The sequence below is a fragment of the Clostridium sp. genome, from assembly GCF_036642255.1.
Taxonomy (GTDB): domain Bacteria; phylum Bacillota; class Clostridia; order Clostridiales; family Clostridiaceae; genus Clostridium_J.
The window spans coordinates 70,925-87,050 of record NZ_JAVWDJ010000012.1 but is presented as its reverse complement, the minus strand read 5'-3'; the positions used below and the strand labels follow the sequence as shown (position 1 = coordinate 87,050).

Here is a 16,126-nt window from a genome sequence, read left to right as displayed (position 1 = left end):
GGATTTTGGTGAAAATAAATTTTTTCAATATTATTAAGAATTTTAAATTGTTAAGTAATGGAATTTAAGATTGGTATAATAAAAATTATAAAACCACATATAAAAATAACTTAGATTTAAAGAGGGGATTTTATGGATGTAATTTTAGGCTTAGTGCTGTCAGCCAGTATTTTAATTTTTAGCGTGGCCAAGGGGATTGATATTCTTATACCCTTAAGTATAGTCCTTACTATTTTTGTACTATTAGGAATTAAAAGAGGGTTAACTCTAAAAGAAACTTTGTCAATGGCTTATAAAGGTGGGAAAAAATCTTTTATAGTGCTTCAAATTTTTATTCTTATTGGAGCAATAATTTCCTCATGGATGGCTTCAGGAACGGTACCAGCTATTGTGTATTATGGTGTAAATTTAATTAATTCCAGCTATTTTGTAATCAGTGCCTTTATACTTTCATCACTTGTATCAATGTTAATTGGAACTTCCTTTGGAACTATTGGAACTGTAGGGATATCCTTAATGGTGATGGCAAGAGCTGGAGGGGGAGATTTATTTGTAATAGCTGGTGCTATATTATCAGGTGCATATTTTGGAGATAGATGTTCTCCAATGTCCTCAAGTGCAAATTTAGTTGCAAATATTACTGATACAGAAATATACAAGAATATTAAGAATATGATAGTTTCATCAGTGATTCCATTTATAGTAGCAAGTCTAATATACACTTTATTATCCTTGAAACAACCATTAGATTACAGCAATTCAAATATAATAAAGGAAATTACATATTATTTTAAAATAGATATCATAGTACTCATTCCAGCTATAATTATTATGGTATTATCAATTTTTAAAGTGACGGTTAAAACTTCAATGCTAATAAGCATGATCACTGCCTCAGTTATTGCTTTTTTTGTACAGGATTATAGCATAGGCAATATTATCAAAACCTTAATCATAGGATTTGAGTTGCCAGAAAATAATCCACTATTTAGTATTATCAGGGGTGGTGGTATATTATCTATGCTGAAGCTTTCCTTAATAGTATTTATGTCCTCTGCACTTACAGGAATTTTTGAAGGTGCTAATATGTTAAAGTTTATTGAAGAGCCATTGAAGAAAATAAAAAGAAGAGATGTATTATTTTTAGCTACTACCTTAACCAGCATAGTCAGCTCAATGGTTGGATGTACTCAAGTATTAGCTGTGATGCTTACAAACATAACTATGAAAAATATCTATAATGATAACAATGTAGATAAATACAAATTAGCTATGGATTTAGAGAATACAGCTATAGTTATTGCACCACTTATTCCTTGGAATGTTGCAGTATTAGTTCCATTGACAAATCTTCAAATTGGACCTAAGGCAATTCTATTTTCTTTTTATTGCATACTATTGCCAATAACTAATTTTATTGTTTTGTACTTTAAGAGTAAAAAGAATATAAAGAAGTCTTCAAGCAACATAATTGAAGGATAAATAATATAAGATGAGTACGAAGAGTAGTTAAAAAATTCTTCGTATTTTTTGTTTTATATAAATTTGGCCGTGGTTTACAAGTACTAGTACCCCACATACATCAGTGGGTAAATATGAAAATACATTATTTAGTAGAAATTATTGAAGAATTGAAAGATTATTTTTGAAAAAGTATAAAAGTCACCATAATTGTGTAACAAATTAACTTAAGCAACAATATTATATTAAGTGAAATACTGCTATATTGGAGGATAATATGCAAAACGCGACTTTTGCTAATATAATAGGCCCAGACGTAAATCAGTTTAGAGGGCAGGTTAATTATGCCTTAGTAGCATCTAGGACAAATTACTGTTACTTACGTGGATCTAGTTCAGGTACAGGAAGATTCAGAGTAGATACCATGTTCTACGAATATGTAAGAGGATTTAGAGAAGTAGGAGTACTTACAGGAGCATATCATTATGCCGTTCCTTCTGCAGATTTAACAACTGCGGATGTTCAATGTGATGAGTTTATTAGAGTTCTTCAAGAGGCCTATGGGCCAGGGAATTATGGAGATTTATTCCCAGTAGTTGACATAGAAACACCACAAGATAAATCCATTTCTACTGATACTCTATTAGATTGGACAGATAGATTTAGAAAGAGATTCGAACGCAGAACAAGAAGAAGACTTATGATTTATACTGGAATATTTTTCATTGAATTATACAATAACTTCCGTCACTCAACAAAAGGATATATTCTTGCAAACATGCCACTTTGGATTGCAATGTATAAAGAAATTCCAAGTAACCCACCATTCCCACCAGACGCAGGTGGATGGACTAGATGGAGATTATGGCAATATACTGAAAGTGGAACATTCCCAGGGGTTAACCCACCAGTAGATCTAAACTATGGGCCAACAAGTATAGATTGGTTAAAACCACCAGCAATTGTTACTAACTTCAGAGGGGTACCTTCAGGGGATCAAATTTACTTAACTTGGAATGCAAATAGAGATGAGGACTTAAATGGTTACAATATTTTCATAAATTCTAATTATGTTACAACGCTACCTAAAACTGCTACTTCCTATACTTTTAAGTTTGCAAAAACTCCTAGACCTAACGAAAGGTACGAAATGACTATTGAAGCCTTTGATCTTGATGGAGATTTTTCCCCAAGAAGAGCTGTTGCACAGGTTACTTTTAGAAACACTGATATAAAAAATGATTTTGGAGAAGATAGTATGATGAATAATAATGTAAAGAAAGATAATACTGTTAGAAAATCAACATCCATCAAACCAATTTCAACAAGTGAATATAAGGACCCAGTAGATTATTTAGATGATAAATTTATTAAAAAATCCTATTCTACTGAATATAATGCTAGGGAAGAAGAACTACAGTTCCACAATTTTGATATTGAGGACTCCGATTTTATTGATTTCTTTGACCTTAATGAGGATGAATTAGTTTCACAGAATGATGATTTTGATGTAAATAATAACATTGAGTATAGGAATGTTGAAAATAACTTTAAAAGCTTTAATGGTAGACCTGTATTTAAATATTACTTAGAAGAGGAATTCGAAGATGATTACTTTGAAGATTTTGATGGCTTTAAAGACTTTGAGATAGAAGAAAAGTATCCTTCTAGATATCATCAAAACTCCTATGATTTTGATGATGATGCATATGATTTAGATTTCTATAGTAATGAATACAACAGTGAAACCAATAGTGATCCAAATAGAAATAACTTTAAATATCAATACTATGACAATAATATAAGCAGTACACCAAGCTTTGGAGATTATGATCTAAGCTTTGAGGATTTTGATTTAACCTTTGAAGATTATAACTATGAAGAGAACTGGAAGTATAGAAATAATAAAGATTTAGATGAAAATTTATTTAGTAATGATGAAGATAAGAAAGAAGAATCAAGTTCTATAAACTTGGATTACTACATGGATGAGAAGGTAAATGCACCAGTACCTGAACTAAATCAAGATTTAGAGGATAATTTTGATTATGAGAAGGAAGATAGAGATGGTAAATTTAGCTCAAATGAGATAAGTGAGAATTATATAGAAGAAATCCAATATCGTCGCCAAGCAGAAAATCAATTTGATAATAGACATAAGAAGTGTAAAAAATGTAAGAAGCATAAAAAGAGCAAAAAGATTCAAAAAGAATGTTTTGGCTGCAAGTATGATACAAAAGAATATGAAATAAGTCCTTATGATCATGATTATAAAGAATATGGTCACCATGGAAAACATGATAAACACGACAAGCACGAGAAATATCATGATAATCACAAGTATCATGAAGAAAATCAAAACTATTTATATCATCCTAATTATCATTCTGACAGCAAAAAGAAAAAGAAACATGATAGATTCTAGAAAAAGAAATGTAAGGTAAAATAAAGAACCTAGGGTTAGTTAAAGGTTAACTCTAGGTTCTTACATGTATAAAATATGCTATTTTTTACTAAGGGAGTTGTGAACATCCTTTAAAAGCTTTCTTATAGGCAAGTTCTGCGGACATTCATCTTCGCACTTTCCACACTCAACACAATTTGCTGCAGTTTTATTTTTAGGCATTAGGTTATTATATACATGGGTGGAATTTTCTAAGGTGTTAAAGATATGCCCTTCATTATATATCTCAAAGTTTCTCGGAATATCAACTTCAAATGGACAAGGTTGGCAGTAGTTACAGCCAGTACAATTAACCTTAGTTAATGTTAAATAAGCGTTTTTAGCTTTATTCATAATTTCCAATTCTTCATTATTCATTGAGTTTTCAGTGCACTGAGATGCTATTATAAGATTTTCTTTCAATTGCTCCATGGTGGACATTCCACTAAGTACTGTGGTAACTTCAGGGAAATTGTATAACCATTTTAGAGCCCAATGTGCAGGGGTTCGATTGCTATCATAACCTTCAAATAGCTCCTTGACTTCTGTAGGAGGAGTTCCAGCTAGCTTTCCACCTTTAAGGGGTTCCATGATAACAACAGCCATACCTTTTTCCGCTGCGTATTTAAGTCCTCTTAATCCTGCTTGATATTCTACATCCATATAATTTAGTTGAATTTGACAGAAGGTCCAAGGATAACTATTTGCTATTTCATAGAAAACATCTTCTTCATCATGAAATGAAAATCCTGCATATTTAATTTTTCCACTAACAATTGCTTCATCTAAAAATTTAAAAACATTATTGTTTTTTAAACTTTCGAAACGTTCTTTATTTAGTGCATGTAACAAATAAAAATCTATGTAATTGGTTTGAAGTTTTGTTAGTTGTTCATTTAAATATTTTTCAAAATCAGCATATTCTTTAATAAGCCAAACAGGAGATTTTGTAGCAAGTCTTACTTTTTTTCGGTAACCATCTTGTAAAGCTTTTCCTACCAAGATCTCAGAATTACCACTGTGATATGGGTAAGCAGTATCTATATAATTAACCCCATTATCCACTGCATGCCTAATCATTGAAATAGCTTCTTCCTCATTTATTTTTGATGAATCATTATCTATAACAGGGAATCTCATAGAGCCGAAGCCTAAGGTTGAAACTGTAAAATCACATTGACCAAATTTTCTATATTGCATTTTTTATCCTCCTTAAAATTTATAAAATTAAGTTTATTTGCATATACTCTTAAATAGAGTTTAGAAATTCATTTTATATTTCATATAATGAACGACTTCGAATTTATTGAGTACTTCTGTTAGGAATTCTAAAGCGCTACCAAAGTGTATTTTTTAGAAAATGAATTAATGTTTGAATATATTCATTTTCTAAAACAATGGAGAGTAAAATTCATGAGAAAATGATTTTAATATAAATCTCTCCTATATTATAACAGAAATTATATAGAAATAAATGCATCTAATTCATTAATATGGTAAAATATATCTAAATTTACAAATATTAAGGAGGCTATCATGAGTGAAGTTAAAAGATTAAGAACTAGGGGAGAAGTTCCAAATAAATATAAATGGAATGTTGCAAAGATGTATTCTAGTGATGAACTTTGGGAGGAAGACTTTAAAAAACTTCAAGGACTTGTACCAATGTTAGATGAATATAAAGGCCAATTAAATATAAGTAACTCACTTTTAGAATATTTAAATAAATATATAGAAGCTTCTAATTTATTTGAAGATTTAGCTGTTTATGCTCACCTAAGAAGTGATGAAGATACGGCAAATTCAAAATATCAGGTTATGCAAGATAAAATTTCTACTTATGGAGCTGAATTTAGTGCTATAACTTCTTTCTTTTTACCAGAGATTTTAAAAATGGATACAGCTGAAATTAAAAAACTTATTTCAGAAGAACAAGGACTTAAGCTTTATGAATTTTTCCTTGAGCAAATTATGGAGAAAAAACCTCATGTTTTATCAGAAGCAGAAGAAAAAATTCTTGCCTCTGTTAGTGATTGCTTAAGTGCTCCAAGAAATATGTTTAATATGTTAACTAATGCAGATCTGACCTTCCCTGTTATTAAGGATGAAGAAGGAAATGAGGTAGAGCTCACTGAGGGTAATTATGCAGTGTTTATTAGAAGTAAAAATGGAGAAGTTAGAAAAGCAGCTTTTGAAGCTCTATTTGGAACCTACGAAAAGTTTAAAAATACAGTGGCAACCTCCTACACTGCTTCACATAAAAATTTCATTTTTAAGTCTAAAACAAGAAAATATAATTCTGCAGTGGAGAGCTCATTAAAACCAGATAAGATACCAGTAGAGGTTTATCACAATGTAGTAAATACCATTAATAATAATTTAAGTTCTCTACATAGATATGTAGACTTAAAGAAAAGATTGCTTGGGCTTGAAGAAATTCATATGTATGATTTATATGTGTCTTTGATAGATGCAGCAGAATTTAATGTAGAGTATGAAGAAGGAGTAAAGCTATGTGAAGAGGCATTAAACCCTCTTGGTAAGGAGTATCTAAAGATTTTTAGAGAAGGTATTGAAGAAGGCTGGATAGATGTATATGAAAACAAAGGAAAACGTGGAGGGGCATACTCAAGTGGAAGCTATAATTCCATGCCTTACGTACTTTTAAACTATAAGAATCAAATCAATGACGTTTCAACCCTCGCTCATGAAATGGGGCATAGTATTCATTCTTATTATTCAAGAAAGTACCAACCTTATATCTATGCTGATTATGTACTTTTCTGTGCAGAAGTAGCATCAACCACTAATGAGTGTTTATTAATGGACTATCTAATAAAGAATGAAAAAGACAAGGATAGAAGATTATTCTTAATTAATCAGCAACTTGAAGGAATTAGAACTACAGTGTTTAGACAAACCATGTTTGCAGAGTTTGAACTTATAACTCATGAAAAGATGGAAAAAGGTGAATCCTTATCCAGTGAAGAACTTTGCAAGATATATCATGAGTTAAATGAAAAATATTTTGGAAAGTCCATGATTGTAGATAAGGGAATTGACATGGAATGGTCACGAATTCCACATTTCTACAGAGATTTTTATGTTTATCAGTATGTAACAGGTTTTGCAGCTGCAAACTCTTTCTCTCAAATAATTTTAAATGGTACAGAGGAAGATGTAGAAAGATATAAAGGATTCTTAAAAGCTGGTGGAAGCGATTATCCAATAAACATTCTAAAAAATGCAGGGGTAGATATGACTACACCAAAGCCATTGGAGGATACTATAAGAAGATTTGATGAGCTAATAGATATGTTAGAAAGAGAAATTTAATTTAAGTTTATATCACCGTATAAGTATTAAAAATGTTACTTATACGGTGTTTTTTATGAATGGAAAATTAAAATTTTCATTACAGAAAGTCGTTGTAAGGCATAGTATAACAAGGGTCTATATTCAACGTCTAAATCACATATAGCTAACTGCCTTTTTAAATGGTGTGTAAATATATGCTTTTTTCTTTAAATAAAGTAACTCTTTTTAAAACTACAATTAAAAAAACTCAAGGGAAACGTAGCTGTACTTAAAAGCTAATCATCTAGCATGAAATATACGAAGAAATTATAGCTAAAGAATTTAATATTTCTATAAATAAAGTATTAAAACAAATTTATCATTATAAAGTAAGTACAAAATTAAAGAAATTTCGTATATTAATATGAAAGTATTTTTAGGTAGAGGTAATAAAATGGCTTATGTTTCAAGCAAAAAAGATATTATAAACCAATCGGTGGTGGTATACAATACCTTTGGGGTGGTAAGAGAAGAAAGACAATTAAATTTGTGTAGTGGAGAAAGAGTAATTTATTATTTGGATGTATCGAGGGTTATAGAAGTTGATTCAATCATAACAGAAAATATCGAGCCATATGAGATAAATTATGATTTTGACACTTTAGAACCGGGGAAGTTACTTGAGAAATTCCTTGGCAAAGAAGTAGTATTTTATGATCCAGATAGCAATAAAAAATTTCGTGGAATACTCTTATCTAATTATGGCGGTTATATAATAAAAGACATAAAAACTCATGAAGTTTACGTTAGTCCAAAAGGAGAGATAATACTACCTTGTTTACCAGAAGGTTTTGTTTTAAGATCAACATTAATTTTAAAAATCCTTCCTACTGCGTGTAGAAAATTTTCACTCTCATATATCACAGGAGCATTAAATTGGAGTGCAAATTATACAGTTGAACTTCATAGTGAACAATACTTAGATTTAAAATGTTGGGGAAAGGTAACTAATAATACTGGGATAGATTTTAAAAATACTAATTTAAGCTTAGTAGCAGGAGATATAAAAAGAGTTAGAAATGGCCCAATTATACCTTATGAAGCTAAAGGCGCTATGGCATTAAAATCATCAGCTGTTCAAGCAGATATTGCTCCAGCGAGCCTTGGTGATTATTATATTTACAATCATGATACTCCCACTGATTTAAATAATGAAACTTCAAAGCAGATTAGATTATTTTCTAGTAGAAGTGTTAGGTACATTAAATATTACACTAATCCCTACGGTAGTGATGAATTAGTTACAGTGATAGAGTTTAAAAACTCCAAGGAAAATAATCTAGGAATGCCCCTTCCAAGTGGTATTGCCAAGGTTTATGACAGAGTAAGAGGAGAGGGGTCTTTAGAGTTTATCGGAGAAGATTTGTTAGAGTCAACTCCTGAAGAAGAATTAGTTAAATTGGAGCTAGGGAGGCCTTTCAATATTGTATTTGAGAAGAAGCAGGTAGATTATAAGAGGTTTACTGACTACGAAGAATATGAATATGAAATATTAATAAAAAATACAGGAAATGAGAATGCTGTTGTAAAGGCTATTCATTACATTGGTGGCGACTGGAGAATGTTGAGTTCTACAGACAGGTTTATTAAAAAAGATGCTAACAATATTGAGTTTTTAGTGAATGTAGCACCAAAAACAGAAAAGAGAATAGTTTTTAGATATGCTGTAAACACTACTTCAAGCTTAAATAGATTTATCTAAGAGCATCTTTTTCTCTATTTAATTACCTTTAAAGAACAGGGAATTAATATACGATAATAAAATCAATTAAATAAATTTAAAAATCACTATGGAATCAAAGTTCTATAGTGATTTTTATTTTCAGATATGAAATACCTAATTAACCTGAAGCACTTAAAGTTTTATTCAAAATTTATCCTAACTATTTAAAGTATTAACATGGTTTTGCTTTTCACTTTTCACCATATTTATGAAAAAGAAGGCTAGAATAAAAAATACACTGCCATAATAGAACATAAATTTGTAACCTATAGTATCCATAATTGCCCCTAAAAGTGGAGGCGAAATAATTGCAGCTATAGATGAAAATAAATAATAAAGTCCTGTATAGGTGCCAATATAACCTGCTGGGGCCATTTCTGCAACAAAAGGATAGGAATTTATATTAATCATAGCCCAGAAGAACCCTGCAAATAAGAAGGCAATTCTAATAAACAAAATAGATCTTAGATTAGCTAGCACTAAGAATACTAAAATTAATCCAGATATACCAAGGGTAATGGCTTTCTTCTTCCCAATTTTTGTGCCCACGATTCCAGCAGGAATTGCAAAGGCTAAAAAGCTAAGTGACATAAAACTAAAGGACATTGAGGCTACATTTGGCAGAACACCTAAGAACTTTTCACCATAACGGGTAAAGAAAGTTTCTATGCCATTATATCCAATAAACCAAGAGCAAACTGCAAAAAGTAAGAGTCTTGTATTTTTGTTTTTTAGTCCATTAGAAAGTCCTTTAAAAATGTGTATTTTTTCCTCAGATGTTTTGTATTGAAGCACATCTCTTTTTTCCTTTATAAAGATAAATAAAATAACAAAAGAAACTAGCATCAAAAAGGAAGCTAAATAAAAGGGATAGGAACTGCTAAAACCCCAAAGGATAGAACCAATGAAGAATGCAATAAGAGAACCGATACCTCCCATAAAATTAATTATGCTATTAGCCTTACTTCTGTTTTTCTCATGGGTTAAATCGGGCATTAAAGCGATTACAGGTGATCTAAATAGGCTCATAGATAGATTCATAAGTAATAAAAATAAAATCAAAGTTGCAAGACTTGTGTGTTTGCTTATTAAGAATGTAAAAACTATAGCCAAAGGCATACCAACCATTAAAAAAGGCATACGCTTTCCAAACTTCGTGTCTATTCTATCACTAAAAATTCCTACGGCAGGCTGAATAAAAAGGGCTAAATAGTTATCTACTGTCATAATGAAACCTATTAGAGCTGAACTCACAATGTACTTACCTAGTAGAATGGGCATAAAGGCATTGTAAACAGACCAAGTTATGGCAATGGCAAAAAAACCAAAACCCAAAAGAAAAGTTTTCTTGTAATTAAGCTTTTCCATAAAAATCCTCCATGATTTTATTTAATTTATCAGGATAGTTAGTAATAATTCCATCAACCCCTATGGATAATAGCACTTTCATGGTATTTTCATCATTAACAGTAAAAGGGTTTACCATAAGACCCTCTTTATGAGCACTTTCGAGTATATCTTTATTAACAGCGTAATAGTATGGATGAAGACCATCAGCACCTACTTGTTTGCAGTATTCCTCAGGCCTATAAAGGGCTTCCATATATAAAATTCCTGTTCTTATTTCTTTAGAGATTTCTTTACACTTTACAATAGAATAGTGATTAAAGTTCGAAAGAATAACCTGTTTTTCAAAGTCTTCTTTATATATTAAATTAATAAGTTTTTCTTCTATTTGTGGATAAAGAATAACACCACTTTTGATTTCAAAATTAACGGTTATATTTTTTTCTTTTGCAAAGGTAATAAATTCTTCTACGGTAGGAATTTCAGTTCTATTAGAATAGTTTTTCATATAGTTTGAAGCATTAAGTTTTTTTAATTCCTTATAGGTAAAGTCCTTAACAAGCCCCACATCATGCGTTGTCCTATTAACATTCTCATCATGAATTAAAACTAATATGCCATCCTTTGTCATTTGTACATCGGTTTCTATTCCAGTAGCACCCATTTCTACAGCTTTTTCGAAAGCAACCATAGTATTTTCAGGTAAATATCCACTGGCTCCTCTATGACCATAATTTATTGTCACTTTATATCAGCTCCTTTTGTTAATTTTACTAGGTTCATACCTCTTTTATTCAACAACCTTTAATAAAATCCTTGTTTTGGTTTGCAACATTTTGGTACATAATAAAAAGGCATCTAACAAGCAGTTTGGCTTTATTAGATGCCTTTTTATATAGTATTTAGATGGACATTTTTGATACTTATTATATGTTAATTTTATTTATACTACTTCTAGAAAATGGGGAAATGTTTTTAGTGCAATAAAATTATTTTATATAGTGCCTAAGGATGCATCACCTATTATATCTTCATTTATACTCTCATCTGATAATTCATCATCAATATTAACTTTGGTTGTATCCTTTTCACCATGCTCCATAGTTGATGCGTAACTGTTCATTTCATTGTACATTGATTCTTCAAAAGGCTTTACTTTAATACTGTACTGGAAAGTAAAGTTTTCTTTTTCATTTGATGCATAAGGATTCATATATTTCTTTATATCAGGAAAAATCTTGTGAAGACTATATTTACTTTCCCTAGGTTTTTTAATTTCAACTGTACCGCTACAACAACAGTCATCATCAATATCACTTGAAATTCCACTAGCATTTATATCTAGATTACTTAAACATTTGCTAATTTGCTTTCTGTGCGCTGTAGAAACAAGATCTGCAAGCCTATCCATAATCACAACAGCACCAACTATAGAGAGAGAAGTTGATAATACCTTACATAATTTCATAATACCACTCCTTATCTAAATTTAATATTGAATAAGTTTATTTTGGGTAATTTGTTATAGAAATAAACTATACATACCAAAAGCACATTCTGAAGAAGGATACCTTTAAATTGGGAAAAAGGTACAATGTCCTTCTTAAACATAGCTAAACTATAGAAATAGTTTGCCTTTTTTTCTAATTTTTATGTTCAATAACAGAAATAAAATAATTTAGCCCTTTTTTATCCATATTCTCCATAGCTTTCAACTCTAATTTTTTTCCTTTTAATTGAGCTGCAGCTACTAAATGACAAAGAGCGATGCCAAGATCAATTTTATTAATATATTCTAAAGTTTGAGCTACTTTTGTTCTCTTTATGCCATAAATGTGTATTTCGTTATTTATTTTATGAAATCTCCAAGGTTGACTATTTATCGCAGAGGGTGCATGCCTTACTGCATCCATTATGCTCAGCCATACTTCATCTAAATCCCCACAAACTATTTCATCAATTTCTTTACGTTTAGTTGCTGCCACCAACTTCTCAGTAGGATCAGAGTATTTATCCGGTATAGCCTCAATTTCATCTAATAAATTCAACCTTAAATTTCTATTAGTAAGTTTATCAGGATTTAAAGGATAACCAAAAGCAATAACTATTATAGGTACATGATTTTCAGGCATTTCTATAATATCGTTTAATAAACTTTTTTTAACAAAGCCGCCTATCCAACAAGTACCCAAGTTTAAAGTGGTAAGTTTTAAAACTAAATATTCTAAGGAAAAACCTACATTTTCCATATACCAAGGTTTTTCCTCAGAGCTAACTATAAAGTAATGAGGTGCATTAAATTTCCCATAACTTCCTATAATGCCTCTTGAGATATTATGAAGTTTAGCTCCATTTTCTATAAGGTGGACTTTCATTGAAATTGAGGAATCAAGTCTAGGCATAGAGTGGGTAAGTTCCTCTACCTGTTTAAGTAACCCATGTGCTAAAGGTTCACTTTGATACTTTCTTACAGAACAACGTTTATAAATTGATTGGAACAAAGAATTGTATTCCATGGCTGACACCTCACTAAAAAATTCAATTAACCTTAGTATGTGTAGAAAATCATATATTATTTTTGTTAAATATTATATAATTGTAAATATATTAAAAAGTAATTATAAAAATTAACAATTATATAATGTGAATTTCAAGCAATTTAAATACATAAATAACAATAAAAATAAGAATATATTTATATTGTTTGAATACAAGGATTAATGTTTTTTGCAATTAAACAGTGAGAATTTAATTAAATTTAATAAACATTAAATAAAATTCAATCTGATAAACAATGAATTTTTTTACATTTATAAATAGGAGGGAAATAAAAATGTTTAAAAGTATGAGGAGAAGAGATAAGGCTACTGACGAAAAAGAAGCACTAGAACTATTGCAAAAGGGTGAATATGGAATTTTATCTACTGTAGGTGAAAATGGATATGCTTACGGTGTTCCATTAAGCTATGGATATAAAGATGGAAACCTTTATTTTCACGGGGCTACAGAAGGACATAAAATAAATAACATACTATTTAATAATAAGGTTTGCTTTACTGTAGTTGGTACCACGAAATTATTGCCAAGTGACTTTAGCACTAACTTTGAAAGTGTTGTAGTATTTGGTTCTGCATCCTTAATTGAAGGTGAGGAAAAAATAGAGGGATTAAAGATTCTATTAGAAAAATATTCTCCTGACTTTATGGAAAGCGGATTGCAATATATTAAGAATGACCAGAAGTTAACTAAGGTGGTAAAGATAAAAATTGACCAAGTAACTGGTAAAGCAGCTAGAAGATAATGAATAATAAATAGAATATCTCTAAATTAATACTGTATACAAAAGTTTTAATGGTGCCGAGTACTCTAAAGATAAAGTATTTAGATATAATGTTTTAGAAGATTACTTGAAGTTTAATTAAATAACGGAAAAGGTCTGTGTTGCAATGAATAGTTTCCATTGTAACACAGACCTTTTACTTTCCATTAATAATAGCAGTTGTTTTGAAATAACAGGATCAAGGTGTTTAGACCTATACCTTTTTACTAATTAAATGGAAAATTTAATTAGTTATGCTTTTTAATTTTTTCATTATTTCTTCCATAACGAGCATGGAGCCTTGAAGATTATTTATATTGGCATTATTTTCATAACTATTATTTAATAAGTTATTTAACACTATAGTTTCTTTTGAAGTTAGACACTCTTTAAAGATGCTATGCTGTGACTCATTCAAACTATAATAGATTCTAATAATTTCGTGACCAAATTCTAGTAAATTTTTATTAATGGTGCTAGCTCTAGTTTTATAGTTATTTTTAGAAATATAAAAACCTATTACAATGATTATAATAAAAAATAAAATATTATACATTGTGAACTCCTCTACTTATAAGTATTTTCTATAGTATAAACCATAAAATTAGTACAAACAATAGAATTACCTTATTATCAGGAGGAAAATACATATGGAAAAGGGTAGTGTGAGACCAAAAATAGTTATTAGCAAATGCTTAGGTTTTGAGCCATGCAGATATAATGGTGGTATACAAAATGATGAGTTTATTAAGAAGTTAGATAAATATGTAGATTTTATTTCTGTGTGTCCTGAAACTGCTATAGGGCTTAAAACTCCAAGAGATCCTATTAGAATTATACAAAATAAAGAAGGAGTAGCTCTTATTCAACCTAAAACGGGACTAGATGTATCAAAAGCTATGTATGAATTTTCTTCAGATTTTTTGTCTTCATTAGAAGAAATAGATGGATTCATTTTAAAAAGCAGATCTCCTTCCTGTGGAATGAAGGATGTTAAGATTTATCCAAGCGGCGAAAAGGGAAGGAGCTCAAACAAGGGAAAAGGCTTTTTTGCTGTAGCAGCACAAGAAAAGCTACCTCATCTAGCCATGGAAGATGAAGGTAGACTTAAGGATTTCAAAATTAGAGAGCATTTTTTAACAAAAATATATATTTTATCAGAATTTAGGAATTTAAAAAGTGAAAAATCTTTGAAAAATCTCATGGATTTTCACAATAGAAATAAATTATTATTTATGGCATATAGCCAAAAATATTTAAAATATTTAGGAAATATCCTTGGGAACAATGACAAAAAAAATGATGATGAAGTGTTAAAGCTTTATGGCGAAGGGCTTCATCAATTGCTTTCTAGAGCTCCTAGATATACCTCTAACATAAATGTACTTATGAAGGCTATGGGATATTTTAGTGATAAGCTTTCCCATAGTGAAAAAATCTTCATTTTGGATACTATTGATAAATATAGAAATGGTAACTTGACTTTCAGTGTGCCACTATATGTTATTAAGTCCTATGTAGTTAGGTTCAATGAACACCGGTTATTAAATCAAAGCTTTTTTTCGCCATATCCAGAGGAATTGATAGAGTTAAGAGATTCAGGTAAGGTAACTCATTAAAGTCGCAGCAAGTTGATCTAGACTAACAACTTTTGAAACATATTTAGGTTACCACAAAAGCAACTTTCCTAAGCTGAGTAGATGAAGGGTATAGAAGCTACAGACTTAAACTTCCATAATGCTATTATAAAAGCAAATGTTAACAAAGTGTAAACAATATCAAATAAAAGAAAAAACTAGTTGTCCCTGAATAAAATTATAAGGACTTAGGATTCATATAATTCATTTATTTAGGGGGCGATGTTAATATGAATAAAATTTATTATTGTGTAGATTGCAAAAGAATAATGAGTGACAATGAAAAGTGCTGCTATTGCAATGGAAACTATTTAAAAGAAATAGTTCAAGGTTCTCCAGTTAATGTCATTGGTACAAAGCAAAAGGGCAAAGTTTTAAAGGTAGAAGAAGATAAAGTTAAACTTATTGTGATAGACGAAGCTAAAAATAAGCTTATAAAAGAATATAGGTTTGAAGAACTAAAAAAAGTTTTATAGCAATCATTATCTCATGAAAAAAAGAGCATTTACCGTTTTAAGTGGATGCTCTTTTTTTCATTTAAATAATGAATTAGGTTTTTATTACAGCAATTACATGAGAATATAGACATTCCATTTAATTTACTTTAGAAAAAAGCTCCTCTCTTAAAAAGAGAGGAGCTTTTTTGTATCTGAAATCACACTAAAAAATACTCAATAACATTTTTAAGGCTACTGCGAGAGACATGGTTACAAATATAGGTTTTATAATTTTAGCACCCTTATTTATAGCCAACTTTGTACCAGCTCTTGCTCCAATTATCATGAACACAGCCACCATTAATCCGATTTTATAGTTAATTGAACCACTAAAAGCAAAAG

13 protein-coding genes and 1 pseudogene are annotated in these 16,126 nt (G+C 30.1%); 7 read left to right on the top strand and 7 right to left on the bottom strand.

What is annotated here, in order from left to right:
* Positions 1-132: 132 nt before the first annotated feature.
* Positions 133-1,482 (top strand): Na+/H+ antiporter NhaC family protein, encoded by a 1,350-nt coding sequence (locus tag RR409_RS08985; protein WP_332557407.1) that lies wholly within the window; start codon positions 133-135, stop codon positions 1,480-1,482.
* A 256-nt stretch (positions 1,483-1,738) separates the two neighbouring features.
* Positions 1,739-2,674, top strand: a pseudogene (locus RR409_RS08980) (glycoside hydrolase family 25 protein); the annotation flags it as partial.
* 1,290 nt (positions 2,675-3,964) lie between these two features.
* Here the strand turns inward: RR409_RS08980 and RR409_RS08975 are convergent.
* On the bottom strand, positions 3,965-5,104 hold the full coding sequence (locus RR409_RS08975; protein ID WP_332557406.1) for an aldo/keto reductase: 1,140 nt from the start codon (positions 5,102-5,104) through the stop codon (positions 3,965-3,967).
* Positions 5,105-5,440: 336 nt separating this feature from the next.
* Between RR409_RS08975 and pepF the strand changes: the two genes are divergently transcribed.
* Together pepF and RR409_RS08965 are read left to right on the top strand one after the other, a co-directional pair.
* On the top strand, positions 5,441-7,240 hold the full coding sequence (gene pepF, locus RR409_RS08970) for an oligoendopeptidase F (RefSeq protein ID WP_332557405.1): 1,800 nt from the start codon (positions 5,441-5,443) through the stop codon (positions 7,238-7,240).
* Between the two features lie 415 nt (positions 7,241-7,655).
* A complete protein-coding gene (locus RR409_RS08965; protein WP_332557404.1) occupies positions 7,656-8,963 on the top strand; it encodes a hypothetical protein in 1,308 nt (435 codons plus the stop codon).
* A 177-nt stretch (positions 8,964-9,140) separates the two neighbouring features.
* Here RR409_RS08965 and RR409_RS08960 read toward each other — a convergent pair whose 3' ends face one another.
* The 4 genes from RR409_RS08960 to RR409_RS08945 all read right to left on the bottom strand — a co-directional run bounded on the left by RR409_RS08960 (position 9,141) and on the right by RR409_RS08945 (position 12,847).
* Entirely contained in the window at positions 9,141-10,352 is a 1,212-nt protein-coding gene (locus tag RR409_RS08960) for an MFS transporter (protein ID WP_332557403.1), read from the bottom strand.
* On the bottom strand, positions 10,339-11,076 hold the full coding sequence (locus RR409_RS08955) for a glycerophosphodiester phosphodiesterase (RefSeq protein ID WP_332557402.1): 738 nt from the start codon (positions 11,074-11,076) through the stop codon (positions 10,339-10,341). Before RR409_RS08955 ends, RR409_RS08960 begins: the two co-directional genes overlap by 14 nt.
* Before the next feature lie 249 nt (positions 11,077-11,325).
* Positions 11,326-11,799 carry a hypothetical protein gene (locus tag RR409_RS08950; protein WP_332557401.1) on the bottom strand — a complete coding sequence of 158 codons (474 nt, stop codon included), beginning with the start codon at positions 11,797-11,799 and terminating at the stop codon, positions 11,326-11,328.
* A gap of 175 nt (positions 11,800-11,974) precedes the next feature.
* Complete coding sequence (locus RR409_RS08945; RefSeq protein WP_332557400.1) at positions 11,975-12,847, bottom strand: nitroreductase family protein; 873 nt, start codon at positions 12,845-12,847, stop codon at positions 11,975-11,977.
* Between the two features lie 317 nt (positions 12,848-13,164).
* Between RR409_RS08945 and RR409_RS08940 the strand changes: the two genes are divergently transcribed.
* The gene (locus RR409_RS08940) at positions 13,165-13,632 is read left to right on the top strand and encodes a pyridoxamine 5'-phosphate oxidase family protein (protein WP_332557399.1); all 468 of its coding nucleotides are present in this window, start codon (positions 13,165-13,167) and stop codon (positions 13,630-13,632) included.
* A gap of 262 nt (positions 13,633-13,894) precedes the next feature.
* On the opposite strand, the gene RR409_RS08935 is transcribed toward RR409_RS08940, so the two are convergent.
* A complete protein-coding gene (locus RR409_RS08935; RefSeq protein ID WP_332557398.1) occupies positions 13,895-14,206 on the bottom strand; it encodes a hypothetical protein in 312 nt (103 codons plus the stop codon).
* A 94-nt stretch (positions 14,207-14,300) separates the two neighbouring features.
* Here RR409_RS08935 and RR409_RS08930 point away from each other — a divergent pair, with 94 nt between their 5' ends.
* Positions 14,301-15,269 (top strand): DUF523 and DUF1722 domain-containing protein, encoded by a 969-nt coding sequence (locus RR409_RS08930; RefSeq protein WP_332557397.1) that lies wholly within the window; start codon positions 14,301-14,303, stop codon positions 15,267-15,269.
* 248 nt (positions 15,270-15,517) lie between these two features.
* Positions 15,518-15,763: a hypothetical protein gene (locus RR409_RS08925; protein ID WP_332557396.1), complete on the top strand. Its 246-nt coding sequence runs from the start codon at positions 15,518-15,520 to the stop codon at positions 15,761-15,763.
* A 184-nt stretch (positions 15,764-15,947) separates the two neighbouring features.
* On the opposite strand, the gene RR409_RS08920 is transcribed toward RR409_RS08925, so the two are convergent.
* On the bottom strand, positions 15,948-16,126 hold a 179-nt coding region (locus RR409_RS08920), incomplete at its 5' end, for a TSUP family transporter (protein WP_332557427.1).